The 21,804-nt window shown below is 47.0% G+C and carries 21 protein-coding genes; 12 read left to right on the top strand and 9 right to left on the bottom strand.

The features are described from left to right. Positions 1-8: 8 nt before the first annotated feature. From H3H32_RS00580 to H3H32_RS00565, 4 genes are all read right to left on the bottom strand, one after another. The gene (locus H3H32_RS00580) at positions 9-905 is read right to left on the bottom strand and encodes a hypothetical protein (RefSeq protein ID WP_182464194.1); all 897 of its coding nucleotides are present in this window, start codon (positions 903-905) and stop codon (positions 9-11) included. 131 nt (positions 906-1,036) lie between these two features. Beyond that, the gene (locus H3H32_RS00575; protein ID WP_182460756.1) at positions 1,037-2,152 is read right to left on the bottom strand and encodes a hypothetical protein; all 1,116 of its coding nucleotides are present in this window, start codon (positions 2,150-2,152) and stop codon (positions 1,037-1,039) included. Positions 2,153-2,476: 324 nt separating this feature from the next. Continuing rightward, positions 2,477-3,016 carry a hypothetical protein gene (locus H3H32_RS00570; RefSeq protein ID WP_182460755.1) on the bottom strand — a complete coding sequence of 180 codons (540 nt, stop codon included), beginning with the start codon at positions 3,014-3,016 and terminating at the stop codon, positions 2,477-2,479. Between the two features lie 363 nt (positions 3,017-3,379). Further along, a complete protein-coding gene (locus H3H32_RS00565; protein WP_240543616.1) occupies positions 3,380-3,973 on the bottom strand; it encodes a DUF2490 domain-containing protein in 594 nt (197 codons plus the stop codon). A gap of 162 nt (positions 3,974-4,135) precedes the next feature. Here H3H32_RS00565 and moaA point away from each other — a divergent pair, with 162 nt between their 5' ends. The 3 genes from moaA (at position 4,136) to H3H32_RS00550 (ending at position 6,566) form a co-directional block, all read left to right on the top strand. Next, entirely contained in the window at positions 4,136-5,128 is a 993-nt protein-coding gene (gene moaA / locus H3H32_RS00560) for a GTP 3',8-cyclase MoaA (protein ID WP_182460754.1), read from the top strand. A gap of 70 nt (positions 5,129-5,198) precedes the next feature. Further along, positions 5,199-5,732 (top strand): hypothetical protein, encoded by a 534-nt coding sequence (locus tag H3H32_RS00555; protein ID WP_182460753.1) that lies wholly within the window; start codon positions 5,199-5,201, stop codon positions 5,730-5,732. Between the two features lie 318 nt (positions 5,733-6,050). Further along, positions 6,051-6,566, top strand: coding sequence for a hypothetical protein (locus tag H3H32_RS00550; protein ID WP_182460752.1), 516 nt, complete (start codon positions 6,051-6,053; stop codon positions 6,564-6,566). Positions 6,567-6,706: 140 nt separating this feature from the next. On the opposite strand, the gene H3H32_RS00545 is transcribed toward H3H32_RS00550, so the two are convergent. Beyond that, a complete protein-coding gene (locus H3H32_RS00545) occupies positions 6,707-7,666 on the bottom strand; it encodes an ABC transporter substrate-binding protein (protein ID WP_182460751.1) in 960 nt (319 codons plus the stop codon). A gap of 116 nt (positions 7,667-7,782) precedes the next feature. Further along, a complete protein-coding gene (locus H3H32_RS00540; protein WP_182460750.1) occupies positions 7,783-8,556 on the bottom strand; it encodes an NUDIX hydrolase in 774 nt (257 codons plus the stop codon). Between the two features lie 82 nt (positions 8,557-8,638). Between H3H32_RS00540 and H3H32_RS00535 the strand changes: the two genes are divergently transcribed. The 3 genes from H3H32_RS00535 (at position 8,639) to H3H32_RS00525 (ending at position 13,576) form a co-directional block, all read left to right on the top strand. Further along, a complete protein-coding gene (locus H3H32_RS00535; protein WP_182460749.1) occupies positions 8,639-11,416 on the top strand; it encodes a PQQ-dependent sugar dehydrogenase in 2,778 nt (925 codons plus the stop codon). A 191-nt stretch (positions 11,417-11,607) separates the two neighbouring features. Next, complete coding sequence (locus tag H3H32_RS00530) at positions 11,608-12,633, top strand: TIM barrel protein (protein WP_182460748.1); 1,026 nt, start codon at positions 11,608-11,610, stop codon at positions 12,631-12,633. A 103-nt stretch (positions 12,634-12,736) separates the two neighbouring features. After that, complete coding sequence (locus H3H32_RS00525) at positions 12,737-13,576, top strand: ThuA domain-containing protein (RefSeq protein ID WP_220472590.1); 840 nt, start codon at positions 12,737-12,739, stop codon at positions 13,574-13,576. A gap of 102 nt (positions 13,577-13,678) precedes the next feature. Here H3H32_RS00525 and H3H32_RS00520 read toward each other — a convergent pair whose 3' ends face one another. Beyond that, positions 13,679-14,614, bottom strand: a complete 936-nt coding sequence (locus tag H3H32_RS00520; protein WP_182460747.1) for a polysaccharide deacetylase family protein — start codon at positions 14,612-14,614, stop codon at positions 13,679-13,681. A 168-nt stretch (positions 14,615-14,782) separates the two neighbouring features. Between H3H32_RS00520 and H3H32_RS00515 the strand changes: the two genes are divergently transcribed. From H3H32_RS00515 to H3H32_RS00495, 5 genes are all read left to right on the top strand, one after another. Next, positions 14,783-16,540 (top strand): FAD-binding protein, encoded by a 1,758-nt coding sequence (locus H3H32_RS00515; RefSeq protein ID WP_182460746.1) that lies wholly within the window; start codon positions 14,783-14,785, stop codon positions 16,538-16,540. A 73-nt stretch (positions 16,541-16,613) separates the two neighbouring features. Beyond that, positions 16,614-16,928: a hypothetical protein gene (locus H3H32_RS00510; protein ID WP_182460745.1), complete on the top strand. Its 315-nt coding sequence runs from the start codon at positions 16,614-16,616 to the stop codon at positions 16,926-16,928. Beyond that, on the top strand, positions 16,870-17,475 hold the full coding sequence (locus tag H3H32_RS00505; RefSeq protein ID WP_182460744.1) for a class I SAM-dependent methyltransferase: 606 nt from the start codon (positions 16,870-16,872) through the stop codon (positions 17,473-17,475). Before H3H32_RS00510 ends, H3H32_RS00505 begins: the two co-directional genes overlap by 59 nt. Positions 17,476-17,525: 50 nt before the next feature. Beyond that, on the top strand, positions 17,526-18,119 hold the full coding sequence (locus H3H32_RS00500) for a hypothetical protein (protein ID WP_182460743.1): 594 nt from the start codon (positions 17,526-17,528) through the stop codon (positions 18,117-18,119). A 13-nt stretch (positions 18,120-18,132) separates the two neighbouring features. After that, positions 18,133-19,233 carry a hypothetical protein gene (locus H3H32_RS00495; protein ID WP_182460742.1) on the top strand — a complete coding sequence of 367 codons (1,101 nt, stop codon included), beginning with the start codon at positions 18,133-18,135 and terminating at the stop codon, positions 19,231-19,233. A gap of 206 nt (positions 19,234-19,439) precedes the next feature. On the opposite strand, the gene tnpA is transcribed toward H3H32_RS00495, so the two are convergent. Then, a complete protein-coding gene (gene tnpA, locus H3H32_RS00490; RefSeq protein WP_182460741.1) occupies positions 19,440-19,901 on the bottom strand; it encodes an IS200/IS605 family transposase in 462 nt (153 codons plus the stop codon). A gap of 320 nt (positions 19,902-20,221) precedes the next feature. Here tnpA and H3H32_RS00485 point away from each other — a divergent pair, with 320 nt between their 5' ends. After that, positions 20,222-20,764 (top strand): DUF4136 domain-containing protein, encoded by a 543-nt coding sequence (locus H3H32_RS00485; RefSeq protein ID WP_240543615.1) that lies wholly within the window; start codon positions 20,222-20,224, stop codon positions 20,762-20,764. Between the two features lie 263 nt (positions 20,765-21,027). On the opposite strand, the gene H3H32_RS00480 is transcribed toward H3H32_RS00485, so the two are convergent. Continuing rightward, positions 21,028-21,789, bottom strand: a complete 762-nt coding sequence (locus H3H32_RS00480; RefSeq protein WP_182459635.1) for an IS5 family transposase — start codon at positions 21,787-21,789, stop codon at positions 21,028-21,030. Between the last annotated feature and the right edge of the window lie 15 nt (positions 21,790-21,804).

The raw sequence follows: 21,804 nt of genomic DNA, 5'->3' as shown, positions 1-21,804 counted from the left end.
ATGGGCGCTTATTTCTTGAAGTTAATTTGATATAACAGACCTACCGTGTAGCTGGTGCTCTGACCTACATTCTGACCATCGACAACATAACCGACCCGCGCGTTAACGCCGATGTTCCTGGGTTGCACCTTGCCATACCAACCCACAGATGTAGCTTTTGCATTATTTGTCAGGAAAGGCATATCATTCCGGCGAATATTATCTCCCGAAAGACAGGACACATGCTCAGCCCACACTTCGGTTTGCCAGCCTTTACGCAATACGCCTAAGCGAACGGCGGCATCATAGGTATTCGGCACGCTTACCTGATTGGTGTTATACACCCTATTATCAGCCAGATAAGCATCCTGATCTACTTTGGTATTGCTTCTCCAGCCATAGCTACCGTAAGCAGTTATATATAAACCTGTTCTTTTCTCTTTATAGTTAGCCAGTAATCGGCCGGTAAACGTGCGGCATTGCATACCAATTGACATCGGCATAAAGCTAGCAACGTAGTTTCCCATGGGGATTGACCCACCGACGATAGCATTGAGCGAAAATCCGCCAGTCTGGACAGCTTTCACTTTCAACCAGGCCGATAAATCCTGAATGCCATGTTGGCCCATGAGGTTACCCGCGCTGTTGTTTGTCCAGATATACGGCAGGCTCATAATAACGTTTACCCGCTTGCTGATACCAAAGGCTGGCATGAGCATGACGCTCTGGGTCGTTTGGGTGCCGATATTAAAATTCTCGCGTTTAAACGTATTCTCCCAGTATTGATTCCAGGAAGTATGACTGTACATTCCGGCCACGCACAGCTGGTTTTTACCCATGTAGATTGCATCGTTCGGCATCTGTGCCTGAGCTGCAAAGGGCATCAGCAACGAAGCAATGGTCAGACATTTTAAACTTGTTTTCATCATTGGTTGGTTAAATTGATACGATGGTTTTAACTAATAAGATCGACGATCTGAACTGCACTTCAATTTTAGAATTAAGAATAGCAATAGTTTAAAAGGTGTGGAGACGCTACCTCCACACCGTAATTAAATTAGAACCAACGAGACACACTGGCTGATATCAGGTAATCGGCAAAAGCAGCGTCGCCTTGTTTCACACCCAGTGGATCAAGCCGGTCGGCGTAGCTTTTAATACGATTGCGATAAACAGCAACCGGAACCGTAACGGCAATCGAGGTTTTATGACGCATGTACGACAAACCTGGCTCAACCGACACAATGTATCCTGGCCGACGGAAACCTGAGCTTCCGCCAAAAGCGTCGATGGCCGGAACGCCTTCTACACGACCGCCCAGCATAACGGCTAAGCCTGGAATTGCTTTTATCGACTGGCTCAGACCAATACGAGCGGCAAACTGATCAGCTACCGAGAATGAACCCGTTACCAAATCGATTGTGGTTGCGGTAGGGTTACGAACTACACCATTGGTTTCGCGAGGATTGAACAGGTAAAAACCATTCGCATAAGCCGTCAGTGTTTTCGTAATCGAGGCATATCCCTGAAGCTCAATACTTGTCCCTACACCACCGTCGCCCAATTGAATAGATTGATCGACAGGTAGCGTCACTGTATAATCTGTACCTTCTTTGGTCAGACGGTGAAAACTGTCGGTTGCGCCATAGTTGCCTGTGGGTAGTTTTATGCCAAGACCAACCGCCAGATTGGCTTTGGGTAGTTTAGCTGGATTGACCAACCAGTAGCTTCCCGAAATACGCAGGTCGCCGATGCCTTCTGAATGCGTATCAAACCGCTTTTGCTGCGGGTTTTGTGCAACAGCATTGCCATAATGTTCGTAGAGCGACGAGCGATCATAGTATTGAACAGGCAGATTGACGGAGAAAGACAGCCGTTGATTCACCATATACGTGATACCCAGATCAAGCGCATGCGATACATTAATTACGTTGGTGCCCTGGTCAACACGTTGGGTTTGTTCAACATCGCCAACAAAATGCTTATAGGAGCGAAAGAATCGATAACCAGCCGATACCTGCCAGTGGCCGTTACGTTGTTTAAAATAATCGGCAGATCCTGCCGGGGCAGCGCAACTCATATGTCGAACGGCCACGCAGCCTTGTGCTGAAAGTTGGATATTAGCAATAAGAACACACGCTACCGCCAAAACGATAGTAGAAATTGATTTCATACTGGAGGAATGTCTGAGATAAAAATGAAAATCTGGTTGGTGCACGACCTGTGGCCAGAAGCCTATGCAAATGCCCTGCTTGTGTGTTTACAATCAGAAACCTTTACGTAGCCAATAAGCCTAATTAATAGTCGCACAATCGCGTGTTGGAACAATGAAGTCCAGATGAAGACACCAGTTGCCGTAGCCGGAGCTGTGCTTATTGATTCAATCCCAATTCGTTAACGACCGGACATACGAATACGTCGCGGATACGAAATGGCACAGAAAAACAGCCAGCAGAACTACTGAAAATAGATCTTAAAACGCGATAAGAAATTCACCTCAGATTTCTGGAGGGGGCGAATGAACAGGCAGGGCGCGGGCAGCTACCACGAACAGTTGTTCGGGAATGCGAATAGCTTCGCGCCAGCTAGGAGAGAGAAAGCAAAAAACGGCTCGTGGATTTGCCGAATACTCTTTTAATAGGAACTTCAGAAACTGGTTATTCTTCTTGTGTGAATCAGTAGCCCCCGATACATGCTCATTCAGAAACGAAAGTAAATCGCTCTGCCAGAACGTACGACTTTGCGATTCAAGGCCGGCAATATGCAGCATATTGTCCCGAACATCCACACTGACTACCGAGTAATAATGGCCGTTGTAGCTAAAGCCATCCGACGTTGTGCGGGCAATGGTACTTTCATCGAGTTTGTCTTTGAGGGGAATCTCAAATTCAACGATGCTATCGACCGATCGATAAACAGAAAGCCGTTCCGACAGGTCGTGTTCTTCCTGCCACCATGAACCCACAAACACGAGCACGTAGGCTAGTGTATGGTACACGAGTAGCGCGAAGAGGCCTATGGAAACTGCTTTTTTCAAAATTATGATCGGCAAACTTTCTACAAAAATAATACTAATATTTCAAACAAAACCCATAAAAGGCCGCTTAAAGTATTTCTTACTAAAATTTTACAAAAGTTATGCCACGGTTCTTTAAATTATACAATCCAACAGGAAAGTAGCGCTTTCTTTCATTAAACTACTGCTTTCTAGGGATTTATGGGTGTATATAGCCAAGTACCTATTGCCGACAAGTCGAAATTAACAGCCCACGTAGCCTGTACCAAATGTAAATAACGATGGTCTTGCTGCGGATTTCGAATAAGATTCTGATACATATACCCTATCTCAACCTTCCCAAGCTTACCCGTATTGTACCCAATTCCGCCATAGAGCCAGTTTTCACCATAAAAGCTGTTCTTTGAACTGATTGGACTGTTGCGAGCTCCAGTCAGGCATAAAAAAAAACTCATTAGAGGCCGATGCGTAAAAACCTTTCGTTTGCTGTTTGGTATCATATAGCGGTAAAGTAACCCCCAACTGATAGCGAAATAACGTAGCATACGACCACTGGTTCGTTTTCATATTCAACGGATAGCGTTCTTCATACCGCAACCGATGCGACAATTTCAGGCGCCCTAATGCCGAAACATTGTGTGTACCAACAACTTGCGCCCAAACTCGATTTTCGTTGACATGAAGACCAAATAGGTTGTGTTTTACGTAGGCATAGCCCAATCCGGCCTGAATGTTAGGTGTGAATTTATAACTCAAACTGGGCTGTATATAGTATTGAAGGGCTGTTGCTGGGTATTCCTTTTCCGCTATAGTCTGATGAAACGCATCGACGGTAGTCGATAGATACAGATTGTACTGGAGCCTTTTACCAATATTTCCAGACTGTGATATGGCCGGAAAAAATCCAAAGAACGTCCAATCCTGCGCGATACAAGGATAACTACTCAAAAAGAAACACAGTAGGAAAACGATTCGCATTTGTACAGGAGGCTCAAACTTCAGTAATGCTCCTTACCAAATTGTATGCCAAGCCTACATAATTCATCTGTTTATTTTCGAAATAAAGGTTACATAACGAGTTGCTAGAAAACAGGTTCGGATGCAATCAAAACCCATAATTTTGTGTTAGCTTACCATTGCATGATCTACGATAATCACAATCGCCCCATCACCTACCTTCGGTTGGCTGTAACTGACCGCTGCAATCTGCGGTGTTTTTACTGTATGCCCGAAGAGGGAATCAAGTATCTACCCAAACACCAGGTCCTGAGTTATGAGGAAATGGAGCGAACTGTGCGTGTATTGGCCCGATTGGGAGTCCAAAAAGTACGGATCACAGGTGGAGAGCCATTTGTTCGGGCGGGCCTGATGAATTTCCTGCATCAGTTGGCAGCGGTTGATGGATTAAACGACATCTCCCTGACGACCAACGGCGTATTAACAGCTCCACATATCGCCGACCTGGCTTCTCTCGGTGTTAAATCTGTGAATTTGAGTCTGGACACACTCGATCGAGAGCGTTTTCATAAAATTACCCGGCGCGATGAGCTGCCTACCGTACTGAAAACCCTTGATGGACTCTTGTCGGCAGGAATCCAGACTAAAATTAACGCGGTGGTCATGGACGGTCAGAATATCCAGGACATAATTCCGCTTTCGGAACTGACGCATAATTTACCCGTTGATGTCCGATTTATTGAGGAAATGCCTTTCAACGGCGAGGGTAGTCATTATCCCGTACTTCACTGGACGCACAAACGGATTGTGGATGAAATCCGGGCGCACTTTCCAGATTTACAAAAACTCCCTGATCCCCCATTTTCAACCTCGACTACCTATCAGATTCCGGGGCATCAGGGCACGATTGGTATCATTGCCGCTTTTAGCCGAACATTCTGCGGCACTTGCAATCGTATTCGTCTGACTGCTCAGGGCACCCTCAAAACCTGCCTATACGATAACGGTGTGTTGGATGTGCGCGCCTTATTAAGATCTGGCGCATCGGACGAAGAACTGACGGCTGCTTTTCTACAAGCTTTCGCCCATCGCCCCCTCAACGGATTTGAAGCCGAACGACACAGCATGCAAGCTGGCGGCTCGGTTAGCGAGTCAATGTCCACGATTGGGGGCTGATTGCTATCACGTTACACATAAATGCCTTATTTACAGCTGATTACATAGTTCGTTTTATTGATAGCACGGAATGAATCGTATTCTCCTAACTCTGCTTCTGGTAATCTGTCATGAATTACACATAAAAGCTCAGGAACTTAATCCTTGGCTTGATTCTACTCAGATCAATAAATCAGCCCTCCCTATCTATGTTGCTAATGGCGTAATAATTAACCCTTCAGAAATAAATATTGATTTTATTCTTTCCGTAGAGGTTGTCAGAGACAATCAGACCAATAGATGGCTAGGAAAGCTTGCCAAAAATGGATGCGTATATATAAAGGCAGATCAACAGTTTGATATTATAACGCCAAAAATGTATCGTCTTAAGAAGAATATTCCAGACCAAGCAACGGCTGTTTTCTATATGCTAAACGGGCACTTTGTATCGGATAGTTTAAAATTATCTAAAGCCTCTATTCGAAAAGTAGACGTTCTTTCGGGTAAGAATTATAAAAATATTGATCCAGAATTTTATTGTCTGAGTATTTGGACTTTAACGAGCGAAGAAAGAGGTTTACCTAAGGATAAAAACACAATCCGAATTCGAGGTTTTCAGGAATAGATTTAGTAGTAAACAACGACCTAAACCGACCTTATTCTAAACAAATTGGTCATGCGAAGCCTCACTATTCAGATTCCGCAATCCTGCCATGAGCGTTGGGAAGAAATGCAACCAACTGAACGGGGCCGGTTTTGTGCTAGTTGACAGAAAACGGTAGTCGATTATACGAACTTCACCGATCAGGAATTGGTGAAGTTGCTCAGCAAGGCGCCAGAAACAAGTTGCGGACGTTTCCGCAATGAGCAACTCAATCGGCAACTACTTTTGTCAAATTCAAATGCTACTTCTGCTTGGCGCCATTGGATTGGATTGCTAACTATGAGTTTGTTCGGTTGGCAAACGGCAAAAGCCCAGCTCAACCAAGCCCCGAAACCGGCCCCTCCTACTTCTGTTCGACCCGATTTTTCCGTTTCGGCAATTCCCAGACAAAAAACGTTTGATCCTGATGCCAGGCGAGTCATTAGCGGGCGCGTCATGCTCATGGATTCGACCGACCTCCTATTTCCAGCATCGCAGGCCGTTGTAACTGTTTACCAACTTGGGAAAGCCTGGGAAACGAAAACAGACAGTACCGGTACATTTAGCATATCAATACCTGTTCAGGTACTGGAGAATCCCATCCAATCGGGAAATCCAAAGATATTTGTTAGCACATCTTTCCCGAATCATGGCGGAGGTAGGTCTATAATCGATGTGCGTCCGGCAACTACGCCAATTCTGGTAGACGACATTATTCTGTATGGAGAAAGGAAAATGAAAAACCTCACAACCGGAGGTATTTGTATTATCAAAATGTCCCGCTGGCAGAAGCTAAAGCGTGCCCTATTTCACTAGGAATCAATCCTTGAAATTACATTCCTCTTTATCATCACAAAAGGTTCGACCCCTTCAGGGCCGCATGTTTATAGATGGTCAATTATACTATAGACATGCGACCCTGAAGGGGTCGAACCATTCCAATATCATACTAATACTCAAAGACGTACCACTACCGGGATACCTTCAAAGTATTTATTCGTGAAGAGTGCATCCACATCCATTCGCTGAATTATGTCGCCCGAAGCGTCGGTTAGCATTCGATTCCGGATCATCCAGTTTACAAACGAAACCCAGATAGTTCGGTGCATAAAACCCCAATTGCCCTCGCCATCCAGGTAATAGCCCGAAACCATTTGTTGGCTTTGCTCTACGAAGTTTCGGTTGGTTAAGCTGGGGTGATTCGCGGTTTTCATCAGAATACGGGCCGCTTCGTCAGGATTTTTCATGGCAAACCGGAAACCAGCGGCCGTTGCGTCCAGAAAGGCCCGCAGGGCATCAGCGTTTTCCTCAGCCCAGTCACGATGAGCGGTCAGGACAGGATTGTATCCATACGGAATTTCGTACTCGTCAAACAAAAACTGATTCAGATCAATACCATCAATATCAGCCTTAACGCCCTCCCAGGTAAGCCAGCACCAGGCCGCATCGACCTCCCGCGTTACCAGCGCCCGCCAGATATTTGCCCAGGGCGACTTATGGGCCACAAACTGCCCCCGACCATCGTCATTCTGGATCAGTTGCCGAATAATATCCTCTTCGTATCGGGCTCCATACGAAGCATAAACTTTTCCATCTAACTCCTTCGGGTGGCTAATTCCACTCTCCTTCAACGTCATGATCGCACTTATATCGCGAGCCAGCAACGTGGCAATTGCTATCAGGGGTACGCCATTGGTCTGGTAGCTGATCACACTCTCGGAGGGCGTAATGGCCAGATGCGCATCGCTCTGGGCCACACGACGGGCGGGAGCAGTTTGATAGTTCTCCTGATCAGGTGAGATAAATTCGACATCAAGGCCAGCCCGTTGATAAGCTCCTTTTGCAAAAGCCACATAAAAACCCGTGTGGTTGGTATTAGGAGTCCGGTCGAGTGCTAATCGAATGGTTGTATTCATGGGGTACAGTACTGGTACGGCTAATTTAACAATTACGGTGGTATAAGGTTTCTGGCAATCGAGCCGAGCTGGCTGATTGCAAAGACTAATGTAAAAAGAATCGGAGCAACCTGTACTTATCCAACAAACAGAATTTCATCAGCCAGCGCCTTTTCGTATTTTTCTTTGTCGAAACGATACAGGTAAGGGGCTTTGTGGGCACCACCGGTTTTACGTTCCTCCAGCCGCTCCAGAATATTGTAGCCCAGCATCCGTTTCTGAAAATTTCGACGGTCGAGGCTCTGCCCCAGAATGGTTTCGTAGAGTTGCTGTAAATCGGGCATAGTGAACCGATCGGGCAATAAATTATAGCCAATTGGCTGATAACTAAGCTGCCTACGGAGTGTCTTGAGCGCCAGCTTAATCATATCATTGTGGTCAAAAAGCAGGGGTGGAACCTGATCAATGTCCCACCAGCGACACTCTTCCGTAAAGAAATCGGGCGTAGGTACAGCATTGGCAAATTCAACCAGCGCATAATATCCTACCGATATATCCCGACTAACAATCTCGTGTGTGACATCGTCGGGCAGACCCAGCTTCGCCATTGTTTCCTGCTTGCTGAAATTGGTGTAACGCATGACATCGCCGAAGGTGTGAAACTGTTGCAGGAAAATTTCATGCAAGCCCGTTCGCTCCCGCAGGGTTCGATAGGCGGCAGCTTCCAGATTTTCTTCATGACGTATCCGGCCACCTGGCAAACACCACTCATCTGTGCCTTTCCAGCGCAGCAGTAGCACTTTTAGCTGCCCATCGTGAAATCCTAATATGGCCAGATCCAGCGATACAGAGGACAGAAAATTAGTCTTAAAGTCTTCAACTAACTTTTGCAATGCTTTTTTGTATTCCATATTGAAAATTTAAGAATAAACATAGTGTGTAATTTTAACACAATAAAATAAAATACTATCATTGTGTTAAAATTACACATCCATGATAAAACGGCATTTTTTCTCAAGGCAATCGTACAAAGCAGTTATTCCGCTTTGCGTTGGTGCGATTGGCCTCCTCGCCTACTCCGCAAGGCCGCTGACTGACCCCGGCAACAAGCCCGACGAGAATCGATTTACAAAGGTAGTACTGGCCGAAAAACTCAATGAACCACTCGAAATGGCCATTTTGCCCGACGAACGTGTTCTTTTTATTGAACGGCATGGGCAGGTTCAACTGTATTCGCCCACAACGAAACAGGTTAAAACCATTGCAACAATTCCGGTCAGCACGAAATACAAGGATAAAGAAGGACACGAAACCGAGGCCGAAGATGGATTACTGGGTATAAACCTCGATCCTAATTTCGAGAAAAATCATTGGGTCTATCTCTACTACTCCCCTGCTGGCAACGAATCTAAAAACATCCTAACCCGCTACGAATTGCGCGGTGATGAACTGGTTCTTTCCTCTAAAAAAGTCTTATTAGAAGTAGCTACCCAACGGGAGCAATGTTGCCATACGGGTGGTTCGATTGACTGGGACCGCGACGGCAACCTCTATCTCTCAACCGGCGATAACACCAGCCCACGCGCCACGCTCTACGCGCCTATTGACGAACGACCAGGTCGCGCGCCCTGGGATGCTCAGAAATCGTCGGGCAACACCAACGATTTACGGGGTAAAATCCTTCGTATCCATCCCGAAGCTGATGGTACTTACACCATTCCAGCAGGCAACCTATTCCCAAAAGGAACGCCGAAAACCCGGCCGGAGATTTATACAATGGGTCACCGGAATCCATACCGGATTTCGGTTGATAAGCACACGGGCTATCTGTATTGGGGTGATGTAGGCCCTGATGCGGGTGAAGATTCAGTAGGCGTTGGCCCTACTGCCGAAGACGAATACAATCAGGCTAAAAAAGCAGGCAATTTTGGCTGGCCTTATTTTGTTGGTAACAACAAAGCCTATTACGCGAAGGATTTTACGACGGGCAAAGGTGGCGCTAAATTCGATCCGGCTCATCCGATCAATAATTCGCCCAACAATACGGGCTTAAACGACCTCCCTCCTGCTCAGCCTGCCATGATCTGGTATCCGGCCGCCGAAAGCAAAACCTTTCCGTTTATGGGTACAGGTGGTCGTAGCGCGATGGCAGGCCCTACCTATTATAAAGAGGATTTTAAAGGAGCCAAACGCCTTTTCCCGGACTACTACAATGGCAAGACCTTCCTGTTCGAGTGGATGCGCGACATGATTCTGTCAGTTAGTTATGATGCGCAGGGCAACATGACCAAGACAGAGCGATTCCTCCCTAACATGTCCTTCAGCCACCCCATCGACATGGCTTTCGGTCCAAACGGCGACTTGTATGTGCTTGAATACGGCACAGGCTGGTTCCTTAAAAACGATGATTCTCGTCTGGTAAAAATTGAATTCAACGCTGGGAATCGTAGACCAAATGTACTGGCTTCTGCCAATCAGAAAGCCGGAGCAGTGCCGATGGCCGTGAAACTATCATCGGAAGGCACCAAGGATTTCGACGGTGACGCGATGACCTATCAATGGAAAATCTACAACAAGGCGGGCGGCCAACCAACAGTCTTGAACGACGCAAATCCAACGTATACGATCCAGAAGCCCGGCCAATACAAAGCGATTCTGACCGTAACCGACGCCCATGGTCTTAAAGATTCCCGCGAGGTCGACCTCATAGCGGGTAACCAGCCACCAACGGTAGCACTGGAAGTTACGAAAGGGAACAAAAGTTTTTACTTTCCAGGAGAACCAATCGTTTACAAGGTTCTGGTCAATGACAAAGAAGACGGTAGCCTGGCAAATGGGAAAATTCAGGCGAAACAGGTCATGGTAAAGGCCAATTACCAGGACGAAGCCAATGCCCAGACTAGCAGTGAAGCCGGTCATAAATTTTCTGAAGCGACTTATTTAGGAACTGGTCAGGTGCTCATGGAAAAGAGCGATTGCAAAGCCTGCCACTTCATGGATAAAAAATCGGTTGGGCCAGCCTTTGCTGAGGTAGCTAAACGCTATAAAGGTGATGCGAACGCTGTAGCCAGCCTGTCGAACAAGATTATCAAAGGTGGAGGTGGCGTTTGGGGCGATGCCATTATGACGGCTCATCCACAATTAGGCCAATCAGATGCCAGCGAGATTGTGAAGTACATTCTTACCTTGTCGGACAAAAAAGTAGCCACCCCATCGCTACCCACGCAGGGCACTTATACACCCGATAAAAATGAGAAGGGTACACTGGTGTTGCAGGCTTCCTACAAGGATAAAGGAGCCAACGGTCTGCCTGCTCAAACAACCGAACAAGCTCTGGTTTTGCGCAATCCACTACTAGCCATTGGCTCAAGCAACAGCCAGTCGAAGGGCATTACACTCTTTAAAATGGGCACGCAACCATATCCGTTCGTGATTGTAATGGCCTCGGACACCTATGTTAAGTTCGACCAACTTGACCTTACCGGCGTACGCACAATGGACTTTGCGGTAGCGATCCCGAAAGCCCAGCTCAATGCCGTTGGTGGTCGCATTGAAATCCATATCGACTCGCCAACCGGACAATTATTAGGACAAACGCCAGAGTTGATGCCCAATGAAAGCAAAGACCCCGCCGAGATGTTGAAACCCAGTATGACCAAGGTTTCGATCACCCCTGTTACGGGTCAGCACGATTTGTATTTTGTCTTTAAAAACGAAAAAGCGGGCAAGTCCACCTTGTTCGTACCGGCTACGGTTCAACTGTCTAACTAAACTTAAAATAACCTCACCCCCGGCCCCTCTCCTGGTTTCAGGAGAGGGGAGGTTTTAACGTCTGACTTGCATCATCAATTCAATGATATGTAAGGCTTAAGCTCTAAAAGAGTTGGCGTTTATAACTCCCGCTTCACCCCTCTCCTGATTTCAGGAGAGGGGCCGGGGGTGAGGTTAACCCCTTATCAACCATGATCCAATCACGTCGCGATTTCCTGAACCAACTGGGCCTGACAGCCGCTGGAGTAGGCCTGGCCTCAGTTCTACCAACATCATCATTTGCCGATATGACCGCCAAAAAATTCACATTCGATATCTCGCTGGCCGAGTTCTCTTTTGCGGGCGAACTCTATTCGGGCAAAATGACGAATATGGATTTCCCCGCTCGTACTAAAAAAGATTTTGGCATTAATGTGCTGGAATATGTATCTGGGTTTTTCAACGATAAACACACCGATCAGGCATACCTGAAAGAACTCAAGCAGCGGTGCGATGACCTGGGTATGAAGAATAATCTCATCATGGTCGATGGAGCCAACATTGCAGACCTTGATGCAACGAAACGTCAGAAAGCAGTAGAAGATCACCATGCCTGGGTCGACGCAGCCAAGTACCTCGGTTGTAGTTCCATCCGGGTTAATCTGGGCGATACCTCCAAAGCGCTGACGGGTGTCGAAGATGATCCTGCTGCCGAAGCGGCTAAAACGGCTGCCGATGGCTATCATAAGTTGTTGGAGTATGCAGCCAAGTCAAAAATGGATGTTATTGTCGAAAACCACTTCGGCAACTCGACCGACATCGACTGGCTGGTTGGAATCATGAAACAGGTAAATATGCCCAACGCGGGCTTGCTACCTGATTTCGGTAACTTCTGTCGACAACGCAGCAAGCCCGAAACCAACGACATCAAGGGAATTATGGCCACCAAGTGCGTGAAGGAATACGACCGCTACGAAGGTGTGAAAAAAATGATGCCATACGCCAAAGGGATCAGTGCCAAAACGCACAAGTTCGATGCCAGTGGTAACGAGACCGAAACCGATTTCCGGAAGATGTTCAAGATCATCAAAGACGCGGGCTTTAAAGGCTATGTAGGCATCGAGTATGAAGGTGGAATCATGGCGATGTATAATCCGACCGGTGGCTATCTGTCTACAAACGACGGTATTCAAGCAACGAAAACCCTGCTCGAACGCGTCCGGACGGAACTGGCGTAATTATCCTTTTTTCGACAGGATTAACAGGATTTTCGACCAGCAAATAACCCTGAAAATCCTGTTAATCCTGTCGAAAAACTTATCCTAGACCAACCTAAACATCATGTTCCGTAAATTCCTTAAAATCCTGCTGGGCCTCGTCCTGGTACTCGTCTTACTCGCAGGCGGATTCGTTGTCTTTGGTATGTATGTTACCCGACAACTTCCCTGGCAAAAGCCTGTTTTTGATACCGAACGACCAGCCGACCCTGGCGCTGTTGGTCCTAAAGGGGTTCTGATCTTTTCAAAAACCAATGGGTTCCGTCACGAATCCATCGAACCCGGAATTGAAGCACTCAAAAAAGAGGGAAAAGTCAAAGGCTGGGATGTTCGTACGACAGAAAACGGAGCGTTCTTTAACGACGATTATTTAAGCAAATTCAAAGTCGTTGTCTTTCTATCGACTACGGGCGATATTCTGACGCCGGATCAGGAAAAATCCTTTGAGAAATTCATCGAAAACGGGGGCGGTTACGTGGGTATCCATGCGGCTTCCGATACGGAATATGGTTGGGATTGGTACGATCATATGCTCGGCACCCACTTCCGCGATCATCCTCTTTACCCAGAGCACACGCCTGAAGCTGAAGTTATTACCGACATTCGGGATCATCCGAGCACTAAACACTTACCAGCCAAATTCCGCCGGGCCGATGAGTGGTATAATTTCAAGCAAAGTGTACGAGGCAAAGACAGTATTCAAGTACTGCTGACGCTAAACGAAGCAACGTACAAGGCAACCTGGCCCAAAGCAATGGGTGGCGATCACCCAATTTCGTGGACCAATAAAGTAGGTAAAGGGCGTGTATTCTACACCGGCATGGGCCATACCAACGAAACCTTTACCGATAAATACGCCATGCCGCACATTGTAGAAGGGATTGAGTGGGCAGGGCGATTTTAAGGTTTACGGTATTTGGTATATAGTATACGGTGGGCTGACGCGCTAGCTGTTCTTGCGTCAGCCCACCGTATACTATATACCAAATACCGTAAACAATATACTTTACTTCCCATCGAAACTCTGAATCATATTCCGATAAAACGTTTTCGTGCTCCACTGACCACCCGCAATAATGCGTCGAATGGTGTAGAGCGGCATTTGCTCATCGCGTTTGTCGGCCAGGGTAAAGGCGGCTGCGTAACCGCGCTTCTGAATTTCAGGTAACGCTTGATGATTCCATAAACCGAACGGATAAGCGAAGTATTTTACGGGTTTGCCGATGATCGTTTCCAGCTTTGCTTTAGGCTCCTCAATCTGGATTTTCCAGTCCTCGCCCTGGTATTTTTTCACGTTGTGGTGATCCCAGGTATGGGCACCTACCGTATGACCTTTATCTGACAAATCTTTAATCTGCGCTTTGTCCATGTAAGGCTGCTTTCCTCTACGACCAATAGCGACGGTCATAATAAAAAATGCCCCTTTGAACCCGTGTTTGTCCAGAATCGGAACAGCCGTTTCGTACTGATCCAGGTCCCCATCATCGAACGTAAGCATAACAGGTTTGGAGGGCAGCGGTGCGCCGGTGGTTAGGTACGCGTAAAGCTGATCGGGCAAGATGGTATGATAACCACTATCCGCCAGAATCTGCATCTGATCCTTAAAGGCCTGAACGGGAATGATATAATCTTTTGCACTTTTGGAGTCGCTACCCCGCCAATCGCGAATCTGATGATAACATAATACGGGCACCTGCGGACGCGCCAGAATCGTAGCGGCATCAGCGATCTTATCGGCTGGAATCGAACTGGGATCAGGCGCTGCTTTGGCCGTTTCTTCGCCTGAAACGGGTTTTTCCGTCTCAGCCTTCGTTGTCGAATCAGTTGTCGTTGTGGCTTCACTGGTAGAAGCGCTTTTCGACTGGCAGCCTGTTAGGCCATTGGAGAGTAAAACAGACAGACCAAGGGCTGCTGAAAACGATAAAACTTGACGAGTGAACATATAAAATGAATATGACCCAAACATAGGAAAAAGAATCTGGCCTATAGAATAAAAGTTAGCAAACAGGCACAAACTTTTATCTGTTCTCTACAAATTTTGTACCTTAAAATAAGAGGTTGCCTTGTTAATCAGCCCGATACTTATTCCTCCGCTATCTTTACCCGACCTATGCGTCTGAAAGATAAACTCCCTCTTAGCTACCTTCTGTTTTCAATCCGGGGCCGTATCCATCGTTCAACGTACTGGCTGGTCTCGGCATTTATCTGGAGTACGTTTTATGTACTTCATACCATCCTGCATAACTTTGTTAGCGAAGGAGCAACCTATGTTCTTTATCCGCTGCTGTTAGGGTCGCTAGTATCTACAGCGACCAAACGTTTGCACGATACTAACCATTCGGGCTATTGGTTATTGGTGGTTCTGATTCCAGTTCTAGGGCCAATCTGGTTGATTTATGTATTGGGGTTCAAACGGGGCGACAAACACCCCAATACCTTTGGTACTGTTCCCAACGAAGCCGCTGACTACTTCAAAAATGACAACGGACAACCCGTTCCACATAGCGCTCCCGAACGAATTATCAACGACGTAACCCAACTGAATCCGGTTGTGGTAGCCGATGTATTTCGGCCAAAATCGGTAACGGATTTACAGGAATGGCTTCGCCAAACCACAGGTCCGATTTCGGTAGGCGGTGGTCGGTTTAGTATGGGTGGGCAAACCGCCAGCGCCCAAAGTCTGCACATCGACATGCGGGACTTGAATCAGGTTATTCAATTTTCGAAAGAAGATCGACGAATTACCGTTCAGGCCGGGATTCGGTGGTGCGATATTCAGCGATTTATCGATGCGCATGACCTAAGCATCAAGATCATGCAGACCTACGCCAACTTCACGGTTGGGGGCGCAATGAGTGTAAACTGTCACGGCCGCTACATGGGTCATGGGCCGTTAATTCTATCGGTTCGTGCTATTGAATTGGTATTGGCCGATGGATCGCTGGTTCAGGCTAGCCGTACCGAAAACCCAGACATCTTTTTCGGGGCTATTGGTGGTTATAATGGCTTGGGAATCATCGTTTCGGCAGAATTGGATCTCGACGAAAATCTGGCCGTTCGACGACAGCACCAAAAGCTTTCCCGATCTGCTTATCAGCCTTATTTCACCGAAGCCATCCGCGACAACCCTGAAGCGGTTTTCCATAATGGCGACATGTATCCGCCCGCCTACAAAAACATGAGTGCCGTGACCTGGGTCAAAACAACCGAACAGCCAACCGTTAAAACCCGGCTGATGCCGCTCCGGGAGTCGTATCCGCTGGAACGGTATTTTATGTGGGCATTTACCGAAACCGCGCTGGGGAAATGGCGTCGGGAGTACATTGTCGACCCGCTGCTGTACCTCACCAATCCCATTCACTGGCGCAATTACGAAGCAGGTTATGACGTGGCCGAACTGGAGCCGCGCTCCCGTACAAAGCGTACATATGTGCTGCAGGAGTATTTTGTCCCAGTCCGGCATTTCGAGGACTTTGCCGAAAAAATGAGTGAGATTTTCAATCGGCATCAGGTCAATGTAATCAACGTTTCGGTCCGGCACGCCCTCCCCGATTCGGGTTCATATCTGGCCTGGGCGCGCGAAGAAGTCTTTGCGTTTGTGGTCTATTACAAACAGCGAACAACGGAAGCCGCCAAAAATGCGGTAGCTGTCTGGACGCGTGAACTGATCGACGCTGTCTTATCTGTCGATGGGGCCTATTACCTGCCTTATCAGGCGCATGCCACACTGGAGCAATTTCACAAAGCATACCCAAATGCAGGGAAGCTATTTGCACTCAAGAAAAACCTAGACCCGAATTTCCGGTTTCACAATGTGTTCTGGGATACGTATTATCAACCGTTTCTTTCGACAGAATTGACAGGATGAACAGGATTTATTGATAAGTATTGAAAATTCTGTTCATCCTGTCAATCCTATCGAAAGAAAAACCAATAAACTTATGGCAACGCAAACCTCTGAATTTCACGCTGTATTCGATCAGACGAAACCGCGCGATGCGTTTTATCGCTTTCTGCAAGTTGTTTTTCACCTCTATCCTGAAGACAAGTTTCATCACCTGATTGGGGAAGTGACGAAAACCCAAACGTCGGACGAAACCATTTATAAAACTATTCAGAGCCGGCTTCCCAGCATCAAGCCGTTTCTGTCGGAGCTGACCTATGCGTTGCCCGCGCTCAAAGTCCAGAAAAAAGGAAATGACCCGGCAAATGCTGGAGCTATTGCCCAAAGGGGCAAAGGTGAACGGCTATGCTGAAATTGGCTCACCGGGTCGATACATCAGCGATTTACGAAAACATCTGCCGATCAGTGGTCCTATCTACCTGATTAATGATGTAGCGCCAACATTCAGCCCCGCCGACATCATGGAACGGGGCCAATTGACCAAACTCGGCACCTTCATCGAATCGCACGATTTCGATCCGATCAGCCCCAACGACATCCCCGACGCGAGCGTTGATCTGGTAACCTGCCTGATTGGCCTGCACCACACACGGCCCGAAAAACTAACGGGTTTTATTGACTCCATTCGGCGAATCCTGCGTCCGGGCGGCTGGTTCATTCTGCGTGATCACGACGTAAAAGCCCCTGATATGGCCACATTCGTATCCCTAGTACACACCGTCTTTAACTTAGGCTTGAACATAACCTGGGAGGTCGACAAGCAGGATTACAAAGATTTCAAACCCATTGAAGAATGGAGTAAGATTTTGAGTAAAGTTGGCTTTACGGATAGCGGAAAGCGACTGCTCCAGGCAAACGACCCTTCCGATAATACAATGGTATTGTTCACGAAAATGTAGCGCGGGTTTCCACCGCAACGGCGGACCGTCCACGCTACATGCATTCCCACATGAAAATCGCACTTTATACCCTCGTCCTGCTAACGCTTCTTAGTTGCTCTGGCAAGGAAAAAGCAAATCAGGCAACCAACTCCACCTCGAGCAAAGCTACGACGACTGATACGCTTCAGCCCCCGGTAGCTATATCTGAACAGTCGACAGGGAAACAAGAAGCCCCCGAAGGCGCTGGCACATGGCGATATGAGAGAACAACTGATAGAGTAGGAAATCCCGTTTATAAAGCGTCGATTACCTCTCCTCGCCTACTCGAATTTAGCTTCCCGTACGCTGGCGGTTCCATCGCGACGCTGACGATTCGGAAGCGGGAAAGTGGCACCCATGTGTATATTCAGGTATCGAAAGGGCAGTTTAACCGGAGTTTTCAGGGTGGCAAAGCTGACGTTCGGTTCGATGGGAATTCTGTTATTCCGTATGCCTTTTCAGCCGCTGAAAACGGCAGTGCCAACATTATCTTTTTTGACTCCGAAAAAGCCCTGATCGATAAGTTGAAAACCACAAAAAAAATGACCATCAATCTGGATTTTGCCGGACAGGGGCAGCGACAAATTGAGTTTATAACGGCCGGTCTGGTTTGGAATCATTAAATCTGTCTTCCTTATGCTTAGGCTACCAATTTTAACCCTTATCATGGTCGTGCTGGCCATCGTTCTCTTTTTTCGAAAAGGACGTCAATCGCTGACAATTCCAGCGGGGAAAGGTTGTGTAGTTCCCAAAGAGTGGCTGGTCAGCAATCCACATCCGGTCACGCCTACCGAACACATCCGACCTGCCGATCAGACATTCCTGACCTATCCCGAATGGTTTCTGGTACACAGCCCCGCTGAAATAGCCGATTATGCCCATAACCATACGACCACAACCTTCCCATACATCAGTCATGTCAGGCAGCTCTGGCAGAGCTATGGCGTTGTGTATGATCAGATTAAGGGGAGCTTCGCCTTCAATACCGGCTACCACATTATGATCTGGGTCATTGGCGTTAGTACGACGGTCGAGTATGCGCTGAAAGCCCTTTACGAAACGGTTATCGGACGGCTTACCAATCCGGCAAATGGAGCTGTCGTGACCGATGAGGATAAATTTAACGCCCAGTTCTCGCAGGATTACGTCGACTTCATCCGTGAATTGCCCTGGTACGAATTCGATTTCAAATCCCGAATTCCTACATTATTCAGCGGTACTTCGTTTTGGGGCCCGCACTTCATCCGCAAATGCGAACGCAAATACATGCTCCTGACCGAATTACTGGTAAAAGCCGGTTATGGTTACCTCATCAAACTCGGCACCAAAGCCTCTTACGATGAAGCCCTTTTGACAACCGCCGTTATCGTCGACAAAGCGCCCGAAACGATTCCTGTGGCATCTAAAGCTCAGCTATTGAAAACCTATCCCGATGGGTCGGCCTTATTGATTCTGCCTCGCTATGAAGCATTTAATCCGGCGGTTTCGGCGCTGGTACAACAAGGCGTAACGTTCCGGGAAATAGCAGGAAACAATTCCGCCTTACTCCTTACCATTCTATCACCCGATACATGGCACCCCAATTCGGCGGACTTTCGGGTAGTTTTCACGCAACCCATTGTCACCAAACCTGGCCTAAAGCGAGTAGCCCTGGTAACAACGGTAGGCTCACTGGATAAAACCATCCGATACGTGAACGAGCAGCACGTGAAGATCGAGCATGTGTATGATTATTGAGAAGATGCTCTTAAGCAGCTCTCATCCCACATGGAAGGGTGACAGCTTTTTTTTTGCCCCGTTAGGGGCCTAATAGCGAAGCGTCGGTAGCTAAATGAGTCTTCAGAATTATTCCGCGTGCCGTCAGGTACGCAATTAGTCTGTACTTGACGGTCATTTAGCCACTGCCACTATACTCTTGACAAGCATTATGATGCCCAAAAACTTCATTCGAGCGATTTAAACAAATATTGTTCATCGTATTCAACTTCGAATGCATCCAGAAATCGTCGATATTCTTCTAAAAATGTACGTGTTCGATGGTGCTCCTCCTGGTTCGCAATGTAGTTGATTACGGCAGGTAATTGACTCCTACCATATGAAAACGCACCATACCCTTCTTGCCAAGCAAACCGACTTCCTGTAAGTCGTTGGTCGTTAATCCACTGAGATGAACCCTGTTTTAGTTGTTGCATCAAGTCAGAAAGCGATTGATTGGGGCGCATACCGATCAGAATATGTACATGGTCAGGCATCCCATTGATTGCCAGCAACCTATGATTATAGTTGTGGATAATGCCTGTCATATAGCTATATAAATCGTATTTCCATTTGGGTGCAATGATGGCAGTTCTATGTTTTACGGCAAAAACCGAATGAAGATGGATCTGAGTGTATGTATTAGGCATGACCGGTGGGTTATATTACAAGTCTGTAAACTTTAGCCCATTTGACGGCCTCACTTCATACTTGTTACATCTAAATTGAGCAAAGTTGCGTACCTGACGGCACGCAGGACAATTCTGAAGACTTATTTGCTACCGACGCTTCGCTGTTATATCCCTACGGGACAATACAGCTGCTATTTCTATTTCCCGATTTCACAGTAATATCAGAGGTACATATTCGCCTTTTACAGGTTTAACTACCTTTTAATTAACCGACTTAGCGTGCAGTAGTTATTAATCCAAACCAGGAATAAAACCTGAATCAAATTAATTCAATGCATATGAAACGGTTATTTTTCGTCGCTGCGTTCGCGCTGGCGACCAGCCTAACCCAGGCACAAAATGTTACAGTAGATAGCGAACTTCGGCCAAATATTGACTTCAGTCACTTCAAAAGCTATGCATGGGCTGTACAGCCAACGAGCAAACAAGATGCAGGAAACGCTTTGGCTTTGAAAGCTCAGATGCGGGATGCCGTGGCCAATGCCATGGATGGTCGGGGTTATACATTCAACCGGCAATCACCCGACTTAATTGTTAATTTCCGGGTGCTCGACCAACCCACAACGCTCAAAGGTTATACCGAGGGTACCTCTTACTTCAACACGAATGATGTACAAAGCCTTGGCAAAGAAAAGGATATTGTTGTGCAGGCAGGCACGATTCTGGTAAACCTCGTTGACGCCAAAACCGATGAGGCTATCTGGCAGGGAATCGCTTCGGGTTTAATAACAGCAAACAACAGAGATCATCAGGAAGGCAAAATTCGGGAAGCCATTAACCTGATCTTTAACAAATACCCTTATCGGGCAGATAGTTATTAATCATCGCCAAGTCCTAGTCAAAATGCGCGTCGTTCGAGAGAGTGACGCGCATTTCTTATTCCAAGAGGAAATAATATGGAAATTTTAAAGCATTCTGTCAGTTCAAATTTGTAAGATGCTGTAAAAGTAATTGAGCGCATTGTTCAGCTGTGATGCCTTGATTATCTAAAAAAACTTGCTCAGATACTGTGGTTAAATCCTCAAGCAAAATCCCGTTTTTCTGTTTCTTAGAACGTGTTGGGGAATTATCTTTGGTAACTAAGTTAAATTCGCTGAAGCATTAGTTGAATATTGGCCAAATACAGCCAACTCACCGAAGATAATAACGTATACTCGTAATCTTTGACGATTCGGCGGAAGAAATTAGTCCAAGCAATGCTGCGTTCGACTACCCAACGCTTGGCAACGGGCACAAAACCTTGGGCTGATTCGGGACGCGATGCTTTCTCAAAGTCAATTGACCAGTCCGATAAGGCGTTGGCAAAAACGCCATTGTACGACTGATCGCCATACACTTTTTCTAAGCGCTCGCCTGCCCGCCAAAGAATATCACCAATGAGCGAAATGGCAGCGGGGCCATCGGCTTGATTGGCCACATGCACATTAGCCACCCAAAGGCGACCTTGCGTGTCTACTACCAATTGTCGCTTGCGTCCGTTGACGCGTTTGTTGGCATCGGTGCCCCGGTACTCACAGATCATAGGACTTAGTTTAACGCTCTGTGAATCAATGCATAGGACGGAAGGATAAGCTTCTTTCCCAACTCGTTGGCGATCCAGTTGATTCAAGGCTGTATTGATTCGCTCGAAGGTGCCATCTTGTTTCCATTGGTCAAAGTAATAATAAACCGCCTGCCAGTTAGGCCACTCTTCAGGCAGGTTACGCCACTGTCCGCCAGTTCGTAGGAGCCACAAAATGACGTTGATTATCTGGCGTAAATCATGCTTTCGTTTGCGTTTGAGATTAAGAAAAGGCGAAATTGCGTCCCATTGGGAGTCGGTCAGTTTTGAGAACTGTTTGGTCACGGCTTTGCATTTTGG

The organism is Spirosoma foliorum (assembly GCF_014117325.1).
GTDB classification, from domain to species: domain Bacteria; phylum Bacteroidota; class Bacteroidia; order Cytophagales; family Spirosomataceae; genus Spirosoma; species Spirosoma foliorum.
This window is presented reverse-complemented; position numbering and strand designations above follow the sequence as displayed.